The organism is Micromonospora sp. NPDC049230, from assembly GCF_040647875.1.
Lineage (GTDB): Bacteria > Actinomycetota > Actinomycetes > Mycobacteriales > Micromonosporaceae > Micromonospora.
The window spans coordinates 92212-105859 of sequence record NZ_JBEZCZ010000001.1; the positions used below are offsets into that span (position 1 = coordinate 92212).

12 protein-coding genes are annotated in these 13648 nt (G+C 72.8%); 8 read left to right on the plus strand and 4 right to left on the minus strand.

The annotated features are described in order from the left end of the window. The first annotated feature begins 54 nt into the window (after positions 1 to 54). Together AB0A95_RS00445 and AB0A95_RS00450 are read left to right on the plus strand one after the other, a co-directional pair. Entirely contained in the window at positions 55 to 825 is a 771-nt protein-coding gene (locus AB0A95_RS00445; RefSeq protein ID WP_357553409.1) for a hypothetical protein, read from the plus strand. Then, positions 822 to 2105, plus strand: coding sequence for an FAD-binding protein (locus AB0A95_RS00450; RefSeq protein WP_357553411.1), 1284 nt, complete (start codon positions 822 to 824; stop codon positions 2103 to 2105). Before AB0A95_RS00445 ends, AB0A95_RS00450 begins: the two co-directional genes overlap by 4 nt. A gap of 91 nt (positions 2106 to 2196) precedes the next feature. Here AB0A95_RS00450 and AB0A95_RS00455 read toward each other — a convergent pair whose 3' ends face one another. From AB0A95_RS00455 to AB0A95_RS00465, 3 genes are all read right to left on the minus strand, one after another. Continuing rightward, the gene (locus tag AB0A95_RS00455; RefSeq protein ID WP_357553413.1) at positions 2197 to 3207 is read right to left on the minus strand and encodes a site-2 protease family protein; all 1011 of its coding nucleotides are present in this window, start codon (positions 3205 to 3207) and stop codon (positions 2197 to 2199) included. Between the two features lie 109 nt (positions 3208 to 3316). Next, the gene (locus AB0A95_RS00460; RefSeq protein ID WP_357553414.1) at positions 3317 to 4585 is read right to left on the minus strand and encodes a serine hydrolase domain-containing protein; all 1269 of its coding nucleotides are present in this window, start codon (positions 4583 to 4585) and stop codon (positions 3317 to 3319) included. Between the two features lie 145 nt (positions 4586 to 4730). Next, positions 4731 to 5585, minus strand: coding sequence for an alpha/beta hydrolase (locus AB0A95_RS00465; protein WP_357553416.1), 855 nt, complete (start codon positions 5583 to 5585; stop codon positions 4731 to 4733). A 281-nt stretch (positions 5586 to 5866) separates the two neighbouring features. Here AB0A95_RS00465 and AB0A95_RS00470 point away from each other — a divergent pair, with 281 nt between their 5' ends. Genes AB0A95_RS00470 through AB0A95_RS00485 form a run of 4 tightly spaced genes read left to right on the plus strand, consistent with a single transcriptional unit; the run spans position 5867 to position 9356 of the window. Further along, positions 5867 to 6766: an ABC transporter ATP-binding protein gene (locus AB0A95_RS00470; RefSeq protein WP_357553418.1), complete on the plus strand. Its 900-nt coding sequence runs from the start codon at positions 5867 to 5869 to the stop codon at positions 6764 to 6766. Between the two features lies 1 nt (position 6767). Continuing rightward, complete coding sequence (locus tag AB0A95_RS00475) at positions 6768 to 7568, plus strand: ABC transporter permease (RefSeq protein ID WP_357553420.1); 801 nt, start codon at positions 6768 to 6770, stop codon at positions 7566 to 7568. Positions 7569 to 7596: 28 nt separating this feature from the next. Beyond that, positions 7597 to 8727 (plus strand): histidine kinase, encoded by a 1131-nt coding sequence (locus AB0A95_RS00480; RefSeq protein WP_357553421.1) that lies wholly within the window; start codon positions 7597 to 7599, stop codon positions 8725 to 8727. After that, complete coding sequence (locus tag AB0A95_RS00485; RefSeq protein WP_357553422.1) at positions 8724 to 9356, plus strand: response regulator transcription factor; 633 nt, start codon at positions 8724 to 8726, stop codon at positions 9354 to 9356. Before AB0A95_RS00480 ends, AB0A95_RS00485 begins: the two co-directional genes overlap by 4 nt. Positions 9357 to 9366: 10 nt before the next feature. Here the strand turns inward: AB0A95_RS00485 and AB0A95_RS00490 are convergent, their stop codons facing one another. Beyond that, entirely contained in the window at positions 9367 to 10272 is a 906-nt protein-coding gene (locus AB0A95_RS00490) for a L,D-transpeptidase (protein WP_357553423.1), read from the minus strand. A gap of 197 nt (positions 10273 to 10469) precedes the next feature. Between AB0A95_RS00490 and AB0A95_RS00495 the strand changes: the two genes are divergently transcribed. Next, on the plus strand, positions 10470 to 12161 hold the full coding sequence (locus tag AB0A95_RS00495) for a hypothetical protein (RefSeq protein ID WP_357553425.1): 1692 nt from the start codon (positions 10470 to 10472) through the stop codon (positions 12159 to 12161). Continuing rightward, on the plus strand, positions 12161 to 13624 hold the full coding sequence (locus AB0A95_RS00500) for an NADH-ubiquinone oxidoreductase-F iron-sulfur binding region domain-containing protein (RefSeq protein WP_357553426.1): 1464 nt from the start codon (positions 12161 to 12163) through the stop codon (positions 13622 to 13624). Before AB0A95_RS00495 ends, AB0A95_RS00500 begins: the two co-directional genes overlap by 1 nt. The last annotated feature ends 24 nt before the right edge of the window (positions 13625 to 13648 follow it).

A 13648-nucleotide genomic window follows, 5' to 3' on the forward strand; every position in this document is an offset into this window, starting at 1 on the left:
CCGGTGTCCTCGGTGGGCGGTTTGGCGGAGGATGCGGGAACCGACGCCACGGTCATGAACGGGGGTCCGAGCGTGGAACTGCGCCGGAATCGGGGGGCCCGTGCGCTCGCTCTGGTGTGCGTACTAGGTGGGGTGTTGCTGTTGGTCTATCCCAGCGACGGCGCCCCGCTACGGACGATCATCGCGGGGGGTGCCGTCGCGCTCGGCGTCGTGGCCCTGGTCAGCGCGCTGCGACCGTTCCGGTTCGGAATCGGCGCCGAGGGGCTCACCATCCGACGGCCCGGCCTGCGCCGGCACATCCGGTGGGCCGAGGTCGACGCGTTGGTCCTGGACGAGCCGCCCCGCCGCGACGGCTACCGGAGGCCGCCGCGGCTGCTGCTGGTGCCCGTGCCGGGTGTGTCGCTGGAGCCGGTGACCGCCCGCCACCCGGTCGACGGTCGCCCCGCCATCGAGTTGCTCGTCCTCGACCAGGTCCGTGAGCAGCCCGACCAGGTGGCCGCCGCGCTCACCCAGTACGCCGGTGACCGTTTCGTCGACCTGCTGGCGCTGCGCCGAGCCGCCTTCGCCGACCCGGACCTGCCGGTGGGCCTGCGGGGCTATCAGATGGACCGGGTCGACAGGTTGATCCGCCGTGGTCAGGACGCCCTGCTGGCCGGGGACGCGCCGACCCGACAGGCGGCCCGAGGTGAGATCGAACGCGCCAGCGCGGCCGGTCTGCCGATCGCCCAACGTGGCTACCACACGTTCCAGACGGATACGGTTCTGGACGCCCTCGTCGCCGCGTTGGCCGACCACCAGTCCACCGATCGGGAGACCGCAACGTGATCGCGCACGGACAGCACGCCACCCCGGCCACCGCACCCGAGGTTCCGCGCCGCAACTGGGCCGGCAACGTGCGGTACGCCGCTCGGGCGTTCCACCGGCCGACCTCCACCGACGAACTGCGCCGCCTCGTCGCCGGCAGCACCCGGGTCCGGGCGGTGGGCAGCGGGCACTCCTTCAACCGCTTCGGCGACACCGACGGCGACCTGGTCACCCTCGCCGGGCTGCCCCCGGTCGTCGAGGTGGACCGCGAGCGCGGGCAGGCCACAGTGAGCGGCGCGATGCGCTACGGCGACGTCGCCCGACAGCTGCACACCCAGGGGTACGCGCTGGCCAACCTCGCCTCGCTGCCGCACATCTCGGTGGCCGGCGCGGTGGCCACCGCCACCCACGGCTCCGGTCCGACCCACGGCAACCTGGCCACCGCGGTCGCCGCCCTGGAGTTGGTCACCGCCGACGGCGACCTGCTGCGGGTCGACCGCCAGACCGACCCGGACACGTTCGCCGGCATGGTTGTCGGTCTCGGCGCGCTCGGCGTGGTCACCCGGGTCACGCTGGACCTGGTGCCGGCCTACGAGCTGCGCCAGTACGTGTCGCTCGACCTCGGCCGGGACGCGTTGGACGAGGCGCTCGACTCGGCGTACAGCGTGAGTGTCTTCACCGATTGGCAGGCACCCCGGCTGCGTGAGGTGTGGCGCAAGCAGGTGGCCGACCAGCCGCCGCCCCCGGCGGACTGGCTCGGCACCACCCCCGCCACCGCGCCCCGGCACCCGGTGCTCGGCATGGCGCCGGAGAACTGCACTCCGCAGCTCGGCGAGCCGGGCCCGTGGCACGAGCGGCTGCCACACTTCAAGCTCGGCTCCACCCCGAGCAGCGGCGACGAGTTGCAGTCCGAATACCACGTGCCGCGTACGGCGGCGGCCGACGCGCTCGCCGCGCTGGACGAGGTGGCACACCTGATCGCGCCGGTGCTGCTGGTGTGCGAGTTGCGGACTGTCGCGGCGGACGAGCTGTGGCTCAGCCCGAACTACCAACGGGACAGCTTCGTCGTGCACTTCACCTGGATCGACGACACCGCCGCCGTACTGCCGGTGGTGGCCGCGGTGGAGGAACGCCTGGCGCCCTTCGCACCCCGCCCTCACTGGGGCAAGGTCTTCGTCACCGACCCGAAAGAGCTGGCCACCCGCTACCCGCGCCACACCGACTTCGCCGCCCTGCTGCGCCACCTAGACCCAACCGGAAAGTTCCACACCGACCTGCTGAACCACTACTTCCCCCGCTGATCCTCCACGACCATGCCGACCCTCCGCAGACCCCCGTTGATCATGAGGTTGACGGGGTCCAGCTTGGCGAATCGCCCCGCTAACCTCATGATCAACGGGAGGTGGCCGGGGTGCGCAGGGTGCTGCGTTGGACGGCTCGGCTGATGTCGCTGGGGGAGACTATTCCGACCAGTCGACCGTCCGTGGCCACTTCGGCCGGCACACCGCGCACCCGGTCGACGGTGACCAGGCCGGTCGGCCGGCCCTCCTCGGTGAGTGGCAGCGCCGAATGCCGGTACGCGAACAGGTAGTGGTCGACGAAGTCGGCGACTGTCATCTCCGCCGAGGCGGTCTGCGGCTGCGGGATCATGACGTCACCCACCCGCACACCGCGCAGTGCGCTGCCGGTGCGGGCCTGCCGCTCCTCCATCCCGGCGGCCCCGATCAGGAACCAACCGATCAGGGCCAGCCAGAGCCCACCGAAACCAACCCCGGACAGGAACTGCCACAACCCCAGACCGATCAGCAGGACGCCCAGCACCCAGCCCGCCCGCGCGGCGACCACCGACGCTCTGGTCCGGTCACCGGTCGCCTTCCACACCGCGGCGCGCAGCAACCGGCCACCGTCCAGCGGCGCGGCCGGCAGCACGTTGAAGATCGCCAGCAGGACGTTGATGCCGGCCAGCCACGCCACCGCCCCGAAGAGCAGCCCGTCCTGCCCGGCCAGCGCGAGCAGCGCGGCGATCGCGCCGAAGAACGCCCCGAGCAGCAGACTGACCAGTGGGCCGACCCCGGCGATCCGTAGCTCCGCGCCCGGGTCGCGCGGCTCGCCCCGCAACTCGGCCACCCCGCCGAACAGCCACAGCGTGATGCCGTCGACCTTCAGCCCGTTGCGCTTGGCCACCACCGCGTGCGACACCTCGTGGGCGAGCAGGCCGACGAAGAAGACCACCGCCGCGGCCAACCCCGCGAGGGTGTACGCCACGGGCGAGCGATCCGGGTACGAGCGGGGGAACTGGTTCGCGGCCAGACCCCACGCGATCAACGCGAAGATGACCAGAACGCTCCAGTTGACGCCGACCGGCACCCCCGCGACCCGACCGAGTCGGAAACTGGCCCTCATCGCACCCGGATACCCCAGTCGGGCCCGCCCATGCCGAACCCGACTGAGCCGACCGGCCGAACGACACGCTCCAAGCACCGCCTCCGCAACACCCGCCCGTGCCCGCGCCTCAGCCGCCGCCGCCGGGCGGCGGGTTGACCGATGCGCCGGTGATGGCCGCCTCCTGCCGCAGCAGGATGTCCTGTAGCTGCACGTTGTCGTCGTTGCTGAGGACGATGCCCACCCAACCGGTGTTCGGGTAGATGCTCCAGTTGGCGCCGATGCCGGCACCCGCGCCGCCGCGCCCGAACACCCACTGGCCGTTGCTGATGCTGAGCGGCATCGTGTACCCGTGGAACGACGCGGGTTCCGGGCCAGGGAGCTTGGCCCCGGCGAACAGGTCCGCGTAGGGCCGGGCCAGCACCGTGCCGTCGCGCAGCCCTTCCGCGAACCGAACCAGGTCCGGCGCGGTAGCGAAGCCGTCACCCGAGGAGTAGCCGATGAAGCTGCGGCCCGGATTCCGGCCCTCGATGGGCGGGAACACGCTGCCCTTGTCCAGATTACGGACTGCGTCCACCAGGCTGCCGTCGGCCTGCCGCATGTACGGGTGCGCGATGTGCCTGTCGGTGAGCCACTGGTCCCTGGTGTAGAACGCCGAGCCTTTCATGCCGCAGCGCCGGAAGATGTGCTCGTGCACGTAGTCCCAGAACGTCATGCCGGATACGGCCTCCACGATCTGCGCGGCCATCGCCAGGCCCACACCCCCGCCGGGTAGGTGGCCATTGGACCCCGAGCCGGGGATGCCCGCCAGCGTTGCCTGCCGGATCCACTGCCTCTCGTTCTCGTGCACCTCCTCCCGGCTGTGGAAGACGCGTTGCCAGTCCGGCATCGGGGCGTCCACCCCGGAGGTGCTGGTGAGGAGATGGTGGATGGTCACCTTCTCGGCGATCTCCTCCAGAACGCCCGCCAGGTGTTTGCCCACCGTGTCCGACAGCGCCACCCTGCCCTGCTGTACCAACTGCAGGACGGCCACGGCCAGGAAGGGCTGGCTCGCTGAAGAGAGGTTGAACGCGGTGCCCTCGTGGTTGCGGATTCCCCTCTCCTTGTCGGCCATACCGTAGCTGCGGGACAGCACCGTCCGGCCCCGGTGCGACAGCAGCACCACGCCGGAGAACCTGCCCTCGGCGGCCAGCCGCGCCACGTACCGGTCGAAGGTTCCGCCGGGCAGGGTGTCCGACGGGATCCGGCCGTGTCCGGACGAGCCAGTTGGGATCGAGTCGGCATGGCCGATCCCGGCGCTCAGCAACGGGGCGCCGGCCGTGACCACACCTGCGGCAGCGAGCCCGCCCCAGCTAACCAGTCGCCGTCGGGCGATACCCCGTACCGAAGCCGATTCCATGGTCACGGTCCTTTCCCGGATGCCTGACCCGGAGCTGTCAGTGAAGCGTTGTGTGTCGTGCCTCCACTAAAGACGGGCGACTGTCGCGGTGGCATAAAGACGAGCGACTGTGGCGTTGGAATCGGTGATCTTCTTACGGGCGAGGTCAGCGGCGGGGTGCCTCACTGGCGATTGTCGCCTCCCGGGGCAGGGCTGCCGCGCGTACCGCCCAGTCCAGCGCGTAGTCGGCGACCTCCTCCCAGCCGTCCTGCCCGACGGTGAAGTGCGACCGGCCGGGAAACTCCTGGTACGCGGTGAGCGCCCGGGACTTCTGGTAGAGCCCCGCGTTGGCGCGGACCACCGACGCCGGCACCACGTGGTCCGCCCCGCCGGCCAGCAGCAGCAGGGGCGCGCGGTCGTCGCGGGCGGTGTCGACCCGGGCGGGTGAGCGCGGGTCGACGTTGGCGAACGCGCCCTCGAAGAACACCCGGCCGGCGCCGGGGACGGCGTAGCGTTGATAGGCCCGGTCGGAGTCGGCACGGCTCATCGTGTTGCCGAAGGTGTAGGCGAAGTCGTCGGGGGTGAACGGCACGGCCCTGCTCCGGTTGGCGGGGCTGCGCAGGATCGGGAAGCCGGAGCGCAACTGACTCAGCGGCACCTTGAGCACCCCCTTCACCGCCGCGGGATGCACGCCCACCACCGCCGCGCCGAGCCCCCGGTCGGCGAGGACCTGGGCGAACAGGCCGCCGAACGAGTGGCCCATGATGATCGGTGGTCGCGGCAACGCCCGGATGATCCTGTCGTAGTGCGCGACGATAGTGGCCATGCTCTGCTCGGCGATGGGGGCGGGGTTGTCACGCAACTCCTCCACGGACCGGTCCATCCCGGGCCAGGCCGGGGCGATGACGTGCATGCCGCGCGCGGTGTACCGCTCGGCCCACCCCTGCCAGCTGCGCGGGGTCATCCAGAGCCCGTGGATCAGCACGATCGTGTCGACCTGGCCCTGCGGCGTGGCACCCATCGCATCCTCCCGGTGTCGCGGCGTCCGGCCCGGCGGTTACCCGCTGCCGCGCCGGGAATTCCTCCGCCGGCGCTCGCCTCGTCGTGCCTCGCACGGGGCGGACGTGGCAGAGAGCGTGATGACACAGGGGCATATTGATGACTCAGGGGCATCACGCTCGCCGTGGTGCTCGCTCGCACGCCGGTCACTCTGCGTGCCACCCAGGCCCCTGACAAATGTCACGGTCGGGACGTGACGACCGCTCCGGGCATCGGGGTACGCGCCGCCGGAGCATGAGTGACATGACCAGTACGCATCCGGCCGTCGAGTTGAGCGGCCTCACCAAGACCTTCGGCGCGGTCACCGCTGTCGACGGGCTGAGCCTGCGGGTGCAGCCCGGCGAGGTGGTGGCGTTCCTCGGCCCCAACGGGGCGGGCAAGACCACCACCATCGACATGCTGCTCGGTTTGGCCCGCCCGGACGCTGGCACCGTCCGCGTCCTCGGCGGCACCCCGGACAACGCGGTGGCCCGGGGCCGGGTCGCCGCCGTGCTCCAGACCGGCGGCCTGCTCAAGGACCTCACCGTCGGCGAGACGGTCGAGATGAGCGCGCACTTCTACCGGCACACCCGCCCGACGGCCGAGGTGCTGGAGCGGGCCGGTATCGCCGACATCGCCGGGCGGGTCGTCGGGCGGTGCTCCGGCGGGCAGCAGCAGCGGCTGCGCTTCGCGCTGGCCCTGTTGCCCGACCCGGATCTGATGGTGCTCGACGAGCCGACCACCGGCATGGACGTCGAGGGTCGACGGGACTTCTGGCAGGCCCTGCGCCGCGACGCGCGGGCCGGCCGCACCGTCATCTTCGCCACCCACTACCTGGACGAGGCCGACGCGTACGCCGACCGGATCGTGCTGGTCCGGCAGGGGCGGATCGTGGCCGACGGCACCACCGCGGAGATCAAGAACCTGGCCGCCGGCCGCACGGTCCGGGCCACGCTGCCGGGCGCCGACCAGGCCGCGCTGGCCGCGCTGCCCGGCGTCGACGCCGTGGAGGTACGCGGCGACAGCGTGCTGGTGCGCACCGGCGACTCGGACGCGATCGCCCGACACCTGCTCACCCGGACCGACGCCCGGGACGTGGAGATCACCTCCCGCAACCTCGAGGACGCCTTCCTCGCCCTGACCACCGCGCAGAGCGGAGCCTGAGATGACCACCGTCACCCCCACCCCCACCCGTGCCGTCGAGCCGGACCGTCGGCTGCCCGCCCTGGGCGGGTTCGCTCCGGGTGTCCTGCTCATCGAGCTGCGCCGGGTGCTGCGTAACCGCCGCACCCTCGCCTTCACGCTGATCATGCCGGGCGTCTTCTTCCTCATCTTCGGCCTGCCGCAGGGCGGGCAGTCGCTGGACAACGGCCGCCCGGTCACCGCGTACGTCATGATCAGCCTGGCGGTGTACGCGGCCATGGTGGCGACCACCAGCGCGGGCGGCGCGGTCGCCACCGAGCGGGCACTGGGTTGGAGCCGTCAGCTGCGGCTCACCCCGCTGCGCCCGACCGCGTACGTGGCCACGAAGCTGGTCACCGCGATGACCCTCGGCCTGCTCGCCGTCGTCGTCGAGTTCCTGGTGGGCGCGGCGGCCGGTGTGCGCATCCCCGCGTACGTCTGGCTGTTGTCCGGGCTCGCCGCCTGGCTCGGCTCGCTGGTCTTCGCCGCGTTCGGCCTGTTCATCGGTTACCTGGTGCCGGCCGAGAACGTCATGCAGTTCATCGGCCCGATCCTGGCCGTGCTGGCCATGTTCGGCGGCCTGTTCGTCCCGGTCGAGGTGCTGCCGGAGGTGCTCCAGCAGGTCGCGAAGTTCACCCCGGTGTACGGCATGGGTGTGCTGGCCCGCGCCCCGCTTACCGGCGAGGGGGTGAGTGTGGCGGCGGTGGTCAACCTCGTCGGCTGGGCGCTGCTCTTCGGTGTCGGTGCGGCCCGGCTGTTCCGCCGGGACACCGCGCGGGTCTGACCCCCGCGCGACGGCTAGCGTGAACCCGATGGACTCCCTGACGGGTCAGCCCCGACCGGTGAGCCGCCGATGGCGGTTCACCGGGTGGCTGCTGGCCGCGGTGTGGCTGTTCTTCCTCAATGTGCCGCTCTCCACCGCACTGCACCAGCCGCAGCCGTGGCGGCGGGTGGTCGGCGTCGCCACCCTGATCGCCTTCGGTCTCGGCTACGTGCTGCTGTTCCAGTGGGCCCGTCAGCTGCGTGAGCACCTTCAACCGATCCCCCCACGCCGGGCTGGGATCGCGCTGACCGGCCTGGCGGTGCTGGGTCTGGCCAGCATCCCGGGCACCGCCGGGGACTGGACGGCCACGCTGGTGTTCGTGGCCGCGTCCGCGGTGTTCCTGCTGTCCGCGGCGCAGGCACTGATCATCGTGGCGCTCTGCGCGCTGATTCCACTGGTGGGGGCTTGGCTGGTGCCGACCTGGACGGGGGAGAGCACCGTCACCTTCGCGGTCCTGCTCGCCTCGTTCGCCATGTTCGGGGTGTCCCGGCTGGCGCAGCGCAACAGCGAACTCCGGGCTGCCCAGCGGGAGATCAGCCGACTCGCGGTCGCCGAGGAGCGGGCCCGCGCCGCCCGGGACCTGCACGACATTCTGGGGCACTCGTTGACAGTGGTGGCGATCAAGGCCGAGTTGGCGGGCCGGCTCATCGAGGTGGACCGTGCGCGCGCGGCCGTCGAGATCGCCGAGGTGGAGGCACTGGCCCGCGCGGCGCTGTCCGACGTACGGCAGACGGTCGGGGCGTACCGCGAGGTCACCCTCGTCGCGGAGCTGGCCGGCGCCCGCTCCGCGCTGGCCGCGGCGGGCATCGCGGCGGACCTGCCGGCCGAGGTGCCGGCGCTGCCGGACGAGTGGGACCGGTTGTTCGGGTGGGCGGTGCGGGAAGGGGTGACGAACGTGGTCCGGCACAGCGGGGCGCGGTGCTGCACGGTCCGGGTACACCCGGATCGGGTCGAGGTGAGCGACGACGGGCGGGGTCCGTCCACTCCCGACGCCGGTGGGTACGGGCTCGTCGGCCTCCGTGAGCGGGCGCGGGAGTTGGACGCCGCGCTCAGCGTCGGTCGCCGGCCGGACGGGAGCGGCTTCCTGCTCCGGGTGCACGCCCCGGCGGAGGCCCGGTGAGCGGCGACTCCCCGCCGATCCGGTTGCTGCTCGCCGACGACCAGGCGCTGGTCCGGGGCGCGCTGGCCGCGTTGCTCTCGCTGGAGGAGGACCTCAGCGTGGTGGCCGAGGTCGGCCGGGGCGACGAGGTGGTCGCCGCGGCCCGCCGCAGCAACCCCGACGTCGCCCTGCTGGACGTGGAGATGCCCGGCCTGGACGGGATCGCCGCCGCCGCCGCGTTGCGAACCGCGCTGCCGACCTGCCGGGTGCTGGTGGTGACCACCTTCGGTCGGCCCGGCTACCTGCGTCGGGCCATGGAGGCCGGCGCGAGCGGCTTCGTGGTCAAGGACACCCCGGCCCGGCAACTCGCCGACGCGGTCCGCCGGGTGCACGCCGGTCTGCGGGTTGTCGACCCGGCGCTGGCCGCCGAGACCCTGGCTGCCGGGGTGAGCCCGCTGACCGACCGGGAGACCGAGGTGTTGCGGACCGCGCGCGGCGGCGGCACTGTCGCCGATCTGGCCGGGGCGCTGCACCTGTCCGAGGGGACAGTGCGCAACCACCTCTCGGCGGCGATCGGCAAGACCGGTGCGCGCAACCGGGCCGAGGCGATCCGGGTCGCCGAGCAGAACGGCTGGCTGCTCGGCGAGTGACAACCGCCGGTCAGGCGGTCGGGGGCGGGGTGGGCAGCTTGTCGACGACCACCACGCTGCTGCCGGGCCGGACCTCGGCCAGCAACTCCCGCTGACCGCTGCGGGTCAGCCGGATACAGCCGTTCGTGGTGTTCTCACCCAGCTCGTCGTCGTTGTACCAGGTGTGCACCCCGATGTGGGCGCCACGCAGCCCGGCCGGCACCGACTCGGGGTCGTCGGGCACCGAGCCGAGGGCGTAGATGTCCACCCCGCCGTAGACCTCCTCGGGCGGCGGGGTCCGGCCCAGGACGAACGTCCGCCCCAGCGGAGTCTCCTGCCCCGACTGGCCGAGGCTGACCTCCCAGGAGCGCACCGCCGTGCCGGCCCGGTACCAGGTGAGCCGGTGGACCTTGCGTTCCACAACGATCTGGTCGCGCAGCGCCACGGTGTCGAACCCGCCGGGAGGCAGCCAGGCGAGGCGACGATTGGCGGAGGGCAGCAGGACGGCCGTCCAGCCGGCACGCCGGTCGGCGATCGGCATGGTCAGGTCGACACCGCTGATCGTGGGTTCGAGGAAGGCGCGCGGACGGCCGCCGGGCGCGTCGTACGCGGCGATCCGCCTGGTCGGGTGCGCGCCCTCGGCCAGCGGCGTGGTGTCCATGGTGGCCGGATCGGCGGGGAAGCCTCCGGGCGCGGGGTCGTAGTCGACGACCGGCAGCCCGGCCGGGGCGGGCGCGGCCGGGAGGACCGACTCCTCCGGGCTCTGCTCGGCACTGCTCGGAGTCGGGTCGGCTGCCGCGATCCGTCTGTCCGGGGCCGCGCCGGGGGTCAGCGCCTGACCCACCAGCAGCGCGGTCACCAACAGCGCGGGTACGACGATGGCGGCGGCCACCCAGACGCCTCGACGGCGGTACGCGGACTTTCCGGCAAACGACACCAAACCACTCTAAGGTGACAGCCGGCTCGCGGCTCCCGGTTCGCCGATACCCGCCGATCGAAGGGCCAGACCCGCGCCGAGGTGGAGAACAACGCACGTCGACGCACCTCGGTTCGATCCCGGCCCAGAAATTTTTCGGCCCGGGTGATCCGCGCGCCCCGCCGGTCCGTACTGGATGGGGGAGCAGGGGTCGGCCGGTGGTACGCCGCCGCGAGACGATCGAGGAGCACATGGCCCGGGCACAGCAGAACCAGAAGGCGGCCACCGTCCGGACCAGCGCCAGCAGTCGGGGGGTACGCACACCGTCACGGTCGGCGGCCACCCTGCTGATCGCGTCGGCGCTCGCCGCTCTGTGGGCGGCGGTCATGCTGACGGGCGCTGGACAGAAGGCGTACGCGTACGGCTTCTTCTTCACCGAGTTCTTCGCCGGGGTGGTCTCCCTGGTGACGTTGAGCCTCACCGTGATGCTCGGCCTGCTCGCCACCGACCGGCTGGTGCTGCGCATCTCGCACCGGGTGCTGATGCAGTCGGCGCACCGGGCCACCGGCGTGCTGGGCGTGGCCGGGCTCGGCTTCCACGTCCTCACCAAGATCGCCACCGGGCGGGCGGCCGCGACCGACGCGCTGGTGCCGTTCGTCGGCGGCCGAGGGCTCTACGTCGGGCTCGGCACCGTGGCCGCCCTGCTGATGGTCAGCGTGATCTGGACCGGCATCATCCGGGCCCGCTTCGCCGGTGTCGGTCCGAAGTGGCTGTGGCGCACCCTGCACTCCACCGCGTACCTGGCCTGGCCGTTCGCCGTGCTGCACGGTCTCAACGCCGGTCGGGCCGCGAGCCCCTGGGTGGTGTTCAGCTACCTCGGCTGCATCCTGCTGGTGGTGCTGGCCCTGCTGGTCCGGCTCTCGGTCACCATTGGCCGGCGCAGCCGCGAACAGCACCAGGCCGCGGTGCGTAACGCGGTGCTGGCCGGGCGGGCCAACGAGACGAACACCGGCCGGTCGCTGCTGGCCGGGCTGAGCCGGCGCAAGAACGCCGACGCGGACAAGCGTCCCGCCTGGGCGGAGACCACCACCGCCACCTGGGCCGCGCCGGCCGCGCGGCGTGACCCGGACCGGTTCACCGTTCCGGTGGTGCCCGAGCCCGGTTCCCTCGTCGAGTCGGCCCGGCCCAGTCGACGCCGGCGTACGGAAGAGCCGGCGGCCCGCCGCGACACCGAGCGACAGTCGCGCGGCCGGCGCGACGAGGCGGAGTCCACGACCCGCCGTTCGCGCCGCAGCGCCGAGGAGACCGTCACCCGCGGGCGCGACGACGAGGAGATCGTCACCCGTCGGCGCGACGACGAGACCGTCATCCGTCGGCGCGACGAGGAGGAGTTGGAGCCGGTGACCCGGCGGCGCGGCTCCCGTACCCGGGACGAGGCCGTTCCGACCGGCCGGCGACGCGCCGAGGAGCCGGCCGCCGAGCGGTCCCGCCGCCGGTCCCGCAGCGAGGACGACGGCAGCCGCTACTCGGCGCCGCCGCGGCCGACGGTCGAGCCGGAGGAGCCGTGGGACAGCCCGCTGCGGTGGCAGGCCGCCGAACCGATCTCCGCCGGCCCCGTCTCCGCCGGCCCGATCTCCGCCAGCCCGATCTCCGCGACACCGCGCAGCGGCAGCGGCCGGCACAGTATCGAGGACGACGTGCCGGAGGAGCCCGACTACTGGCGTCCGCCGGCCCGGTACGTGCCGGACGAGGTCGCGCCGCCCGTCGACGACACCCCGACCCTTGTCGACCTGGCGTCGCGGCGCGCTCGGCGGGCAGCCGGCGAGGGCCGGTCCGCCAAGCGTCGCAAGGCCAGCGCGGATGCGGTGGACGGGGCGTACTGGGCTGGGCTGCGGGGTGAGGCGAAGTGATGCGCACGGCAGTGCCACCCGTCGCCTGCGTGGGCGAGCCCCGGCTGACCGCCGGCTTCGCCGAGTTCGGTCGGCTCGACCTGGCCGCGCACGAGGAGGTGCACGGCCCGATCGGCCCGATGGAGCCGGCGCAACTGCTCCGGCTCGCCGAGGGCATGCAGCTCAAGGGCAAGGGCGGGGCGGGTTTCCCGTTCGCCCGCAAACTGCGCGCGGTGCTGGAGTCCTGCGAACGCCAGGACCTCGCCGCCGTCGTGGTGGTCAACGCCACCGAGGGGGAGCCGGCCAGCTGGAAGGACAAGGTGCTGCTCACCCGCGCCCCGCACCTGATCCTGGACGGCGCGGCGCTTGCCGCGTACGCGCTGGACGCCGACGAGATCGTGATCGGCGTTGCCGACGACGGGGTCGGCCGGGACTCGCTGATGGAGGCCCTCGAGGAGCGCCGGATGCCGGTGCTGACCACCATCGTCACAGTGCCGCACCGGTTCATCTCCGGCGAGGGCGGCGCACTCGTCAACGGGATCAACGGCCTGCCGCACATCCCGCCCGGCACCAAGAAGCGCTCCAGCGACTCCGGGGTCAGCGGCCTGCCCACCCTGCTGTCCAACGCCGAGACGTACGCGCAGCTCGCCGTCGGCGCCCGTCTCGGCCCGTACGAGTACGCGGCGCTCGGCACCGACGACGAGCCAGGCACCGTGCTGCTCACCGTGACCGGCGCGGCGGGCCGGCCGGCCGTTGTGGAGTGCACCGCCGGCATGCCGCTGCGCGACGTCCTCGACCTGTGCGAGGTGCCGGAGACCCAGGGCATCCTGATGGGCGGCTACCACGGCAAGTGGATCACCCCGGAGGCGGCGGACCGGGCCGAGGTGTCCCGCAAGGGCCTGGCCGCGGTCGGCGGCACCCTCGGCGCGGGCATCATCGTCCCGCTCGGCGTCGACACCTGCCCGCTCGGTGAGGCCGCCCAGGTGGTGCGCTATCTCGCCGGGGAGTCCGCCGGCCAGTGCGGGCCGTGCAAGATGGGCCTGCCGGACCTGGCCCGCGCTGTGGACCTGGCCGTGGCCGGCAGTCAGCCGGCCGACGTGGTGCGCGCCGCCGCCGGCGAGGTGCGGGGCCGGGGCGCGTGCAGCCACCCCGACGGCACCGCCCGGTTCGCGCTCTCCGCGATCGAGGTCTTCGCCGACGACCTGCGACTGCACACCACCGGAGACGGCTGTGGCCGGCGGGTCAAGGGTGTGATGGGGCTGCCCGGCGCACCCGACGCGAACCCGCAGAAGCTCACCCTGGACTGGTCGCGCTGCGACGGGCACGGCCTGTGCGCGCACGTCGTACCGGACTTCATCCGGCTCGACGCGAACGGATACCCCGCCTTCCCGCCCACCCCCGTGCCGACCTGGCTGCGGGAGGGCGCGCTGAAGGCGGTCAAGGTGTGCCCCGAGCTGGCTCTGCGCCTCGCCAAGGCCGAGTAGGGAAGGGCACCTTTTTCGCCGAAC

What these genes read in the sequence shown, in the direction of transcription:
- AB0A95_RS00445 (WP_357553409.1), top strand. Translation starts at nt 55, where the DNA reads ATGAACGGGGGTCCGAGCGTGGAACTGCGCCGGAATCGGGGGGCCCGT.
- AB0A95_RS00455 (WP_357553413.1), bottom strand. Translation starts at nt 3,207, where the DNA reads ATGAGGGCCAGTTTCCGACTCGGTCGGGTCGCGGGGGTGCCGGTCGGC.
- AB0A95_RS00460 (WP_357553414.1), bottom strand. Translation starts at nt 4,585, where the DNA reads ATGGAATCGGCTTCGGTACGGGGTATCGCCCGACGGCGACTGGTTAGC.
- AB0A95_RS00465 (WP_357553416.1), bottom strand. Translation starts at nt 5,585, where the DNA reads ATGGGTGCCACGCCGCAGGGCCAGGTCGACACGATCGTGCTGATCCAC.
- AB0A95_RS00470 (WP_357553418.1), top strand. Translation starts at nt 5,867, where the DNA reads ATGACCAGTACGCATCCGGCCGTCGAGTTGAGCGGCCTCACCAAGACC.
- AB0A95_RS00475 (WP_357553420.1), top strand. Translation starts at nt 6,768, where the DNA reads ATGACCACCGTCACCCCCACCCCCACCCGTGCCGTCGAGCCGGACCGT.
- AB0A95_RS00480 (WP_357553421.1), top strand. Translation starts at nt 7,597, where the DNA reads ATGGACTCCCTGACGGGTCAGCCCCGACCGGTGAGCCGCCGATGGCGG.
- AB0A95_RS00500 (WP_357553426.1), top strand. Translation starts at nt 12,161, where the DNA reads ATGCGCACGGCAGTGCCACCCGTCGCCTGCGTGGGCGAGCCCCGGCTG.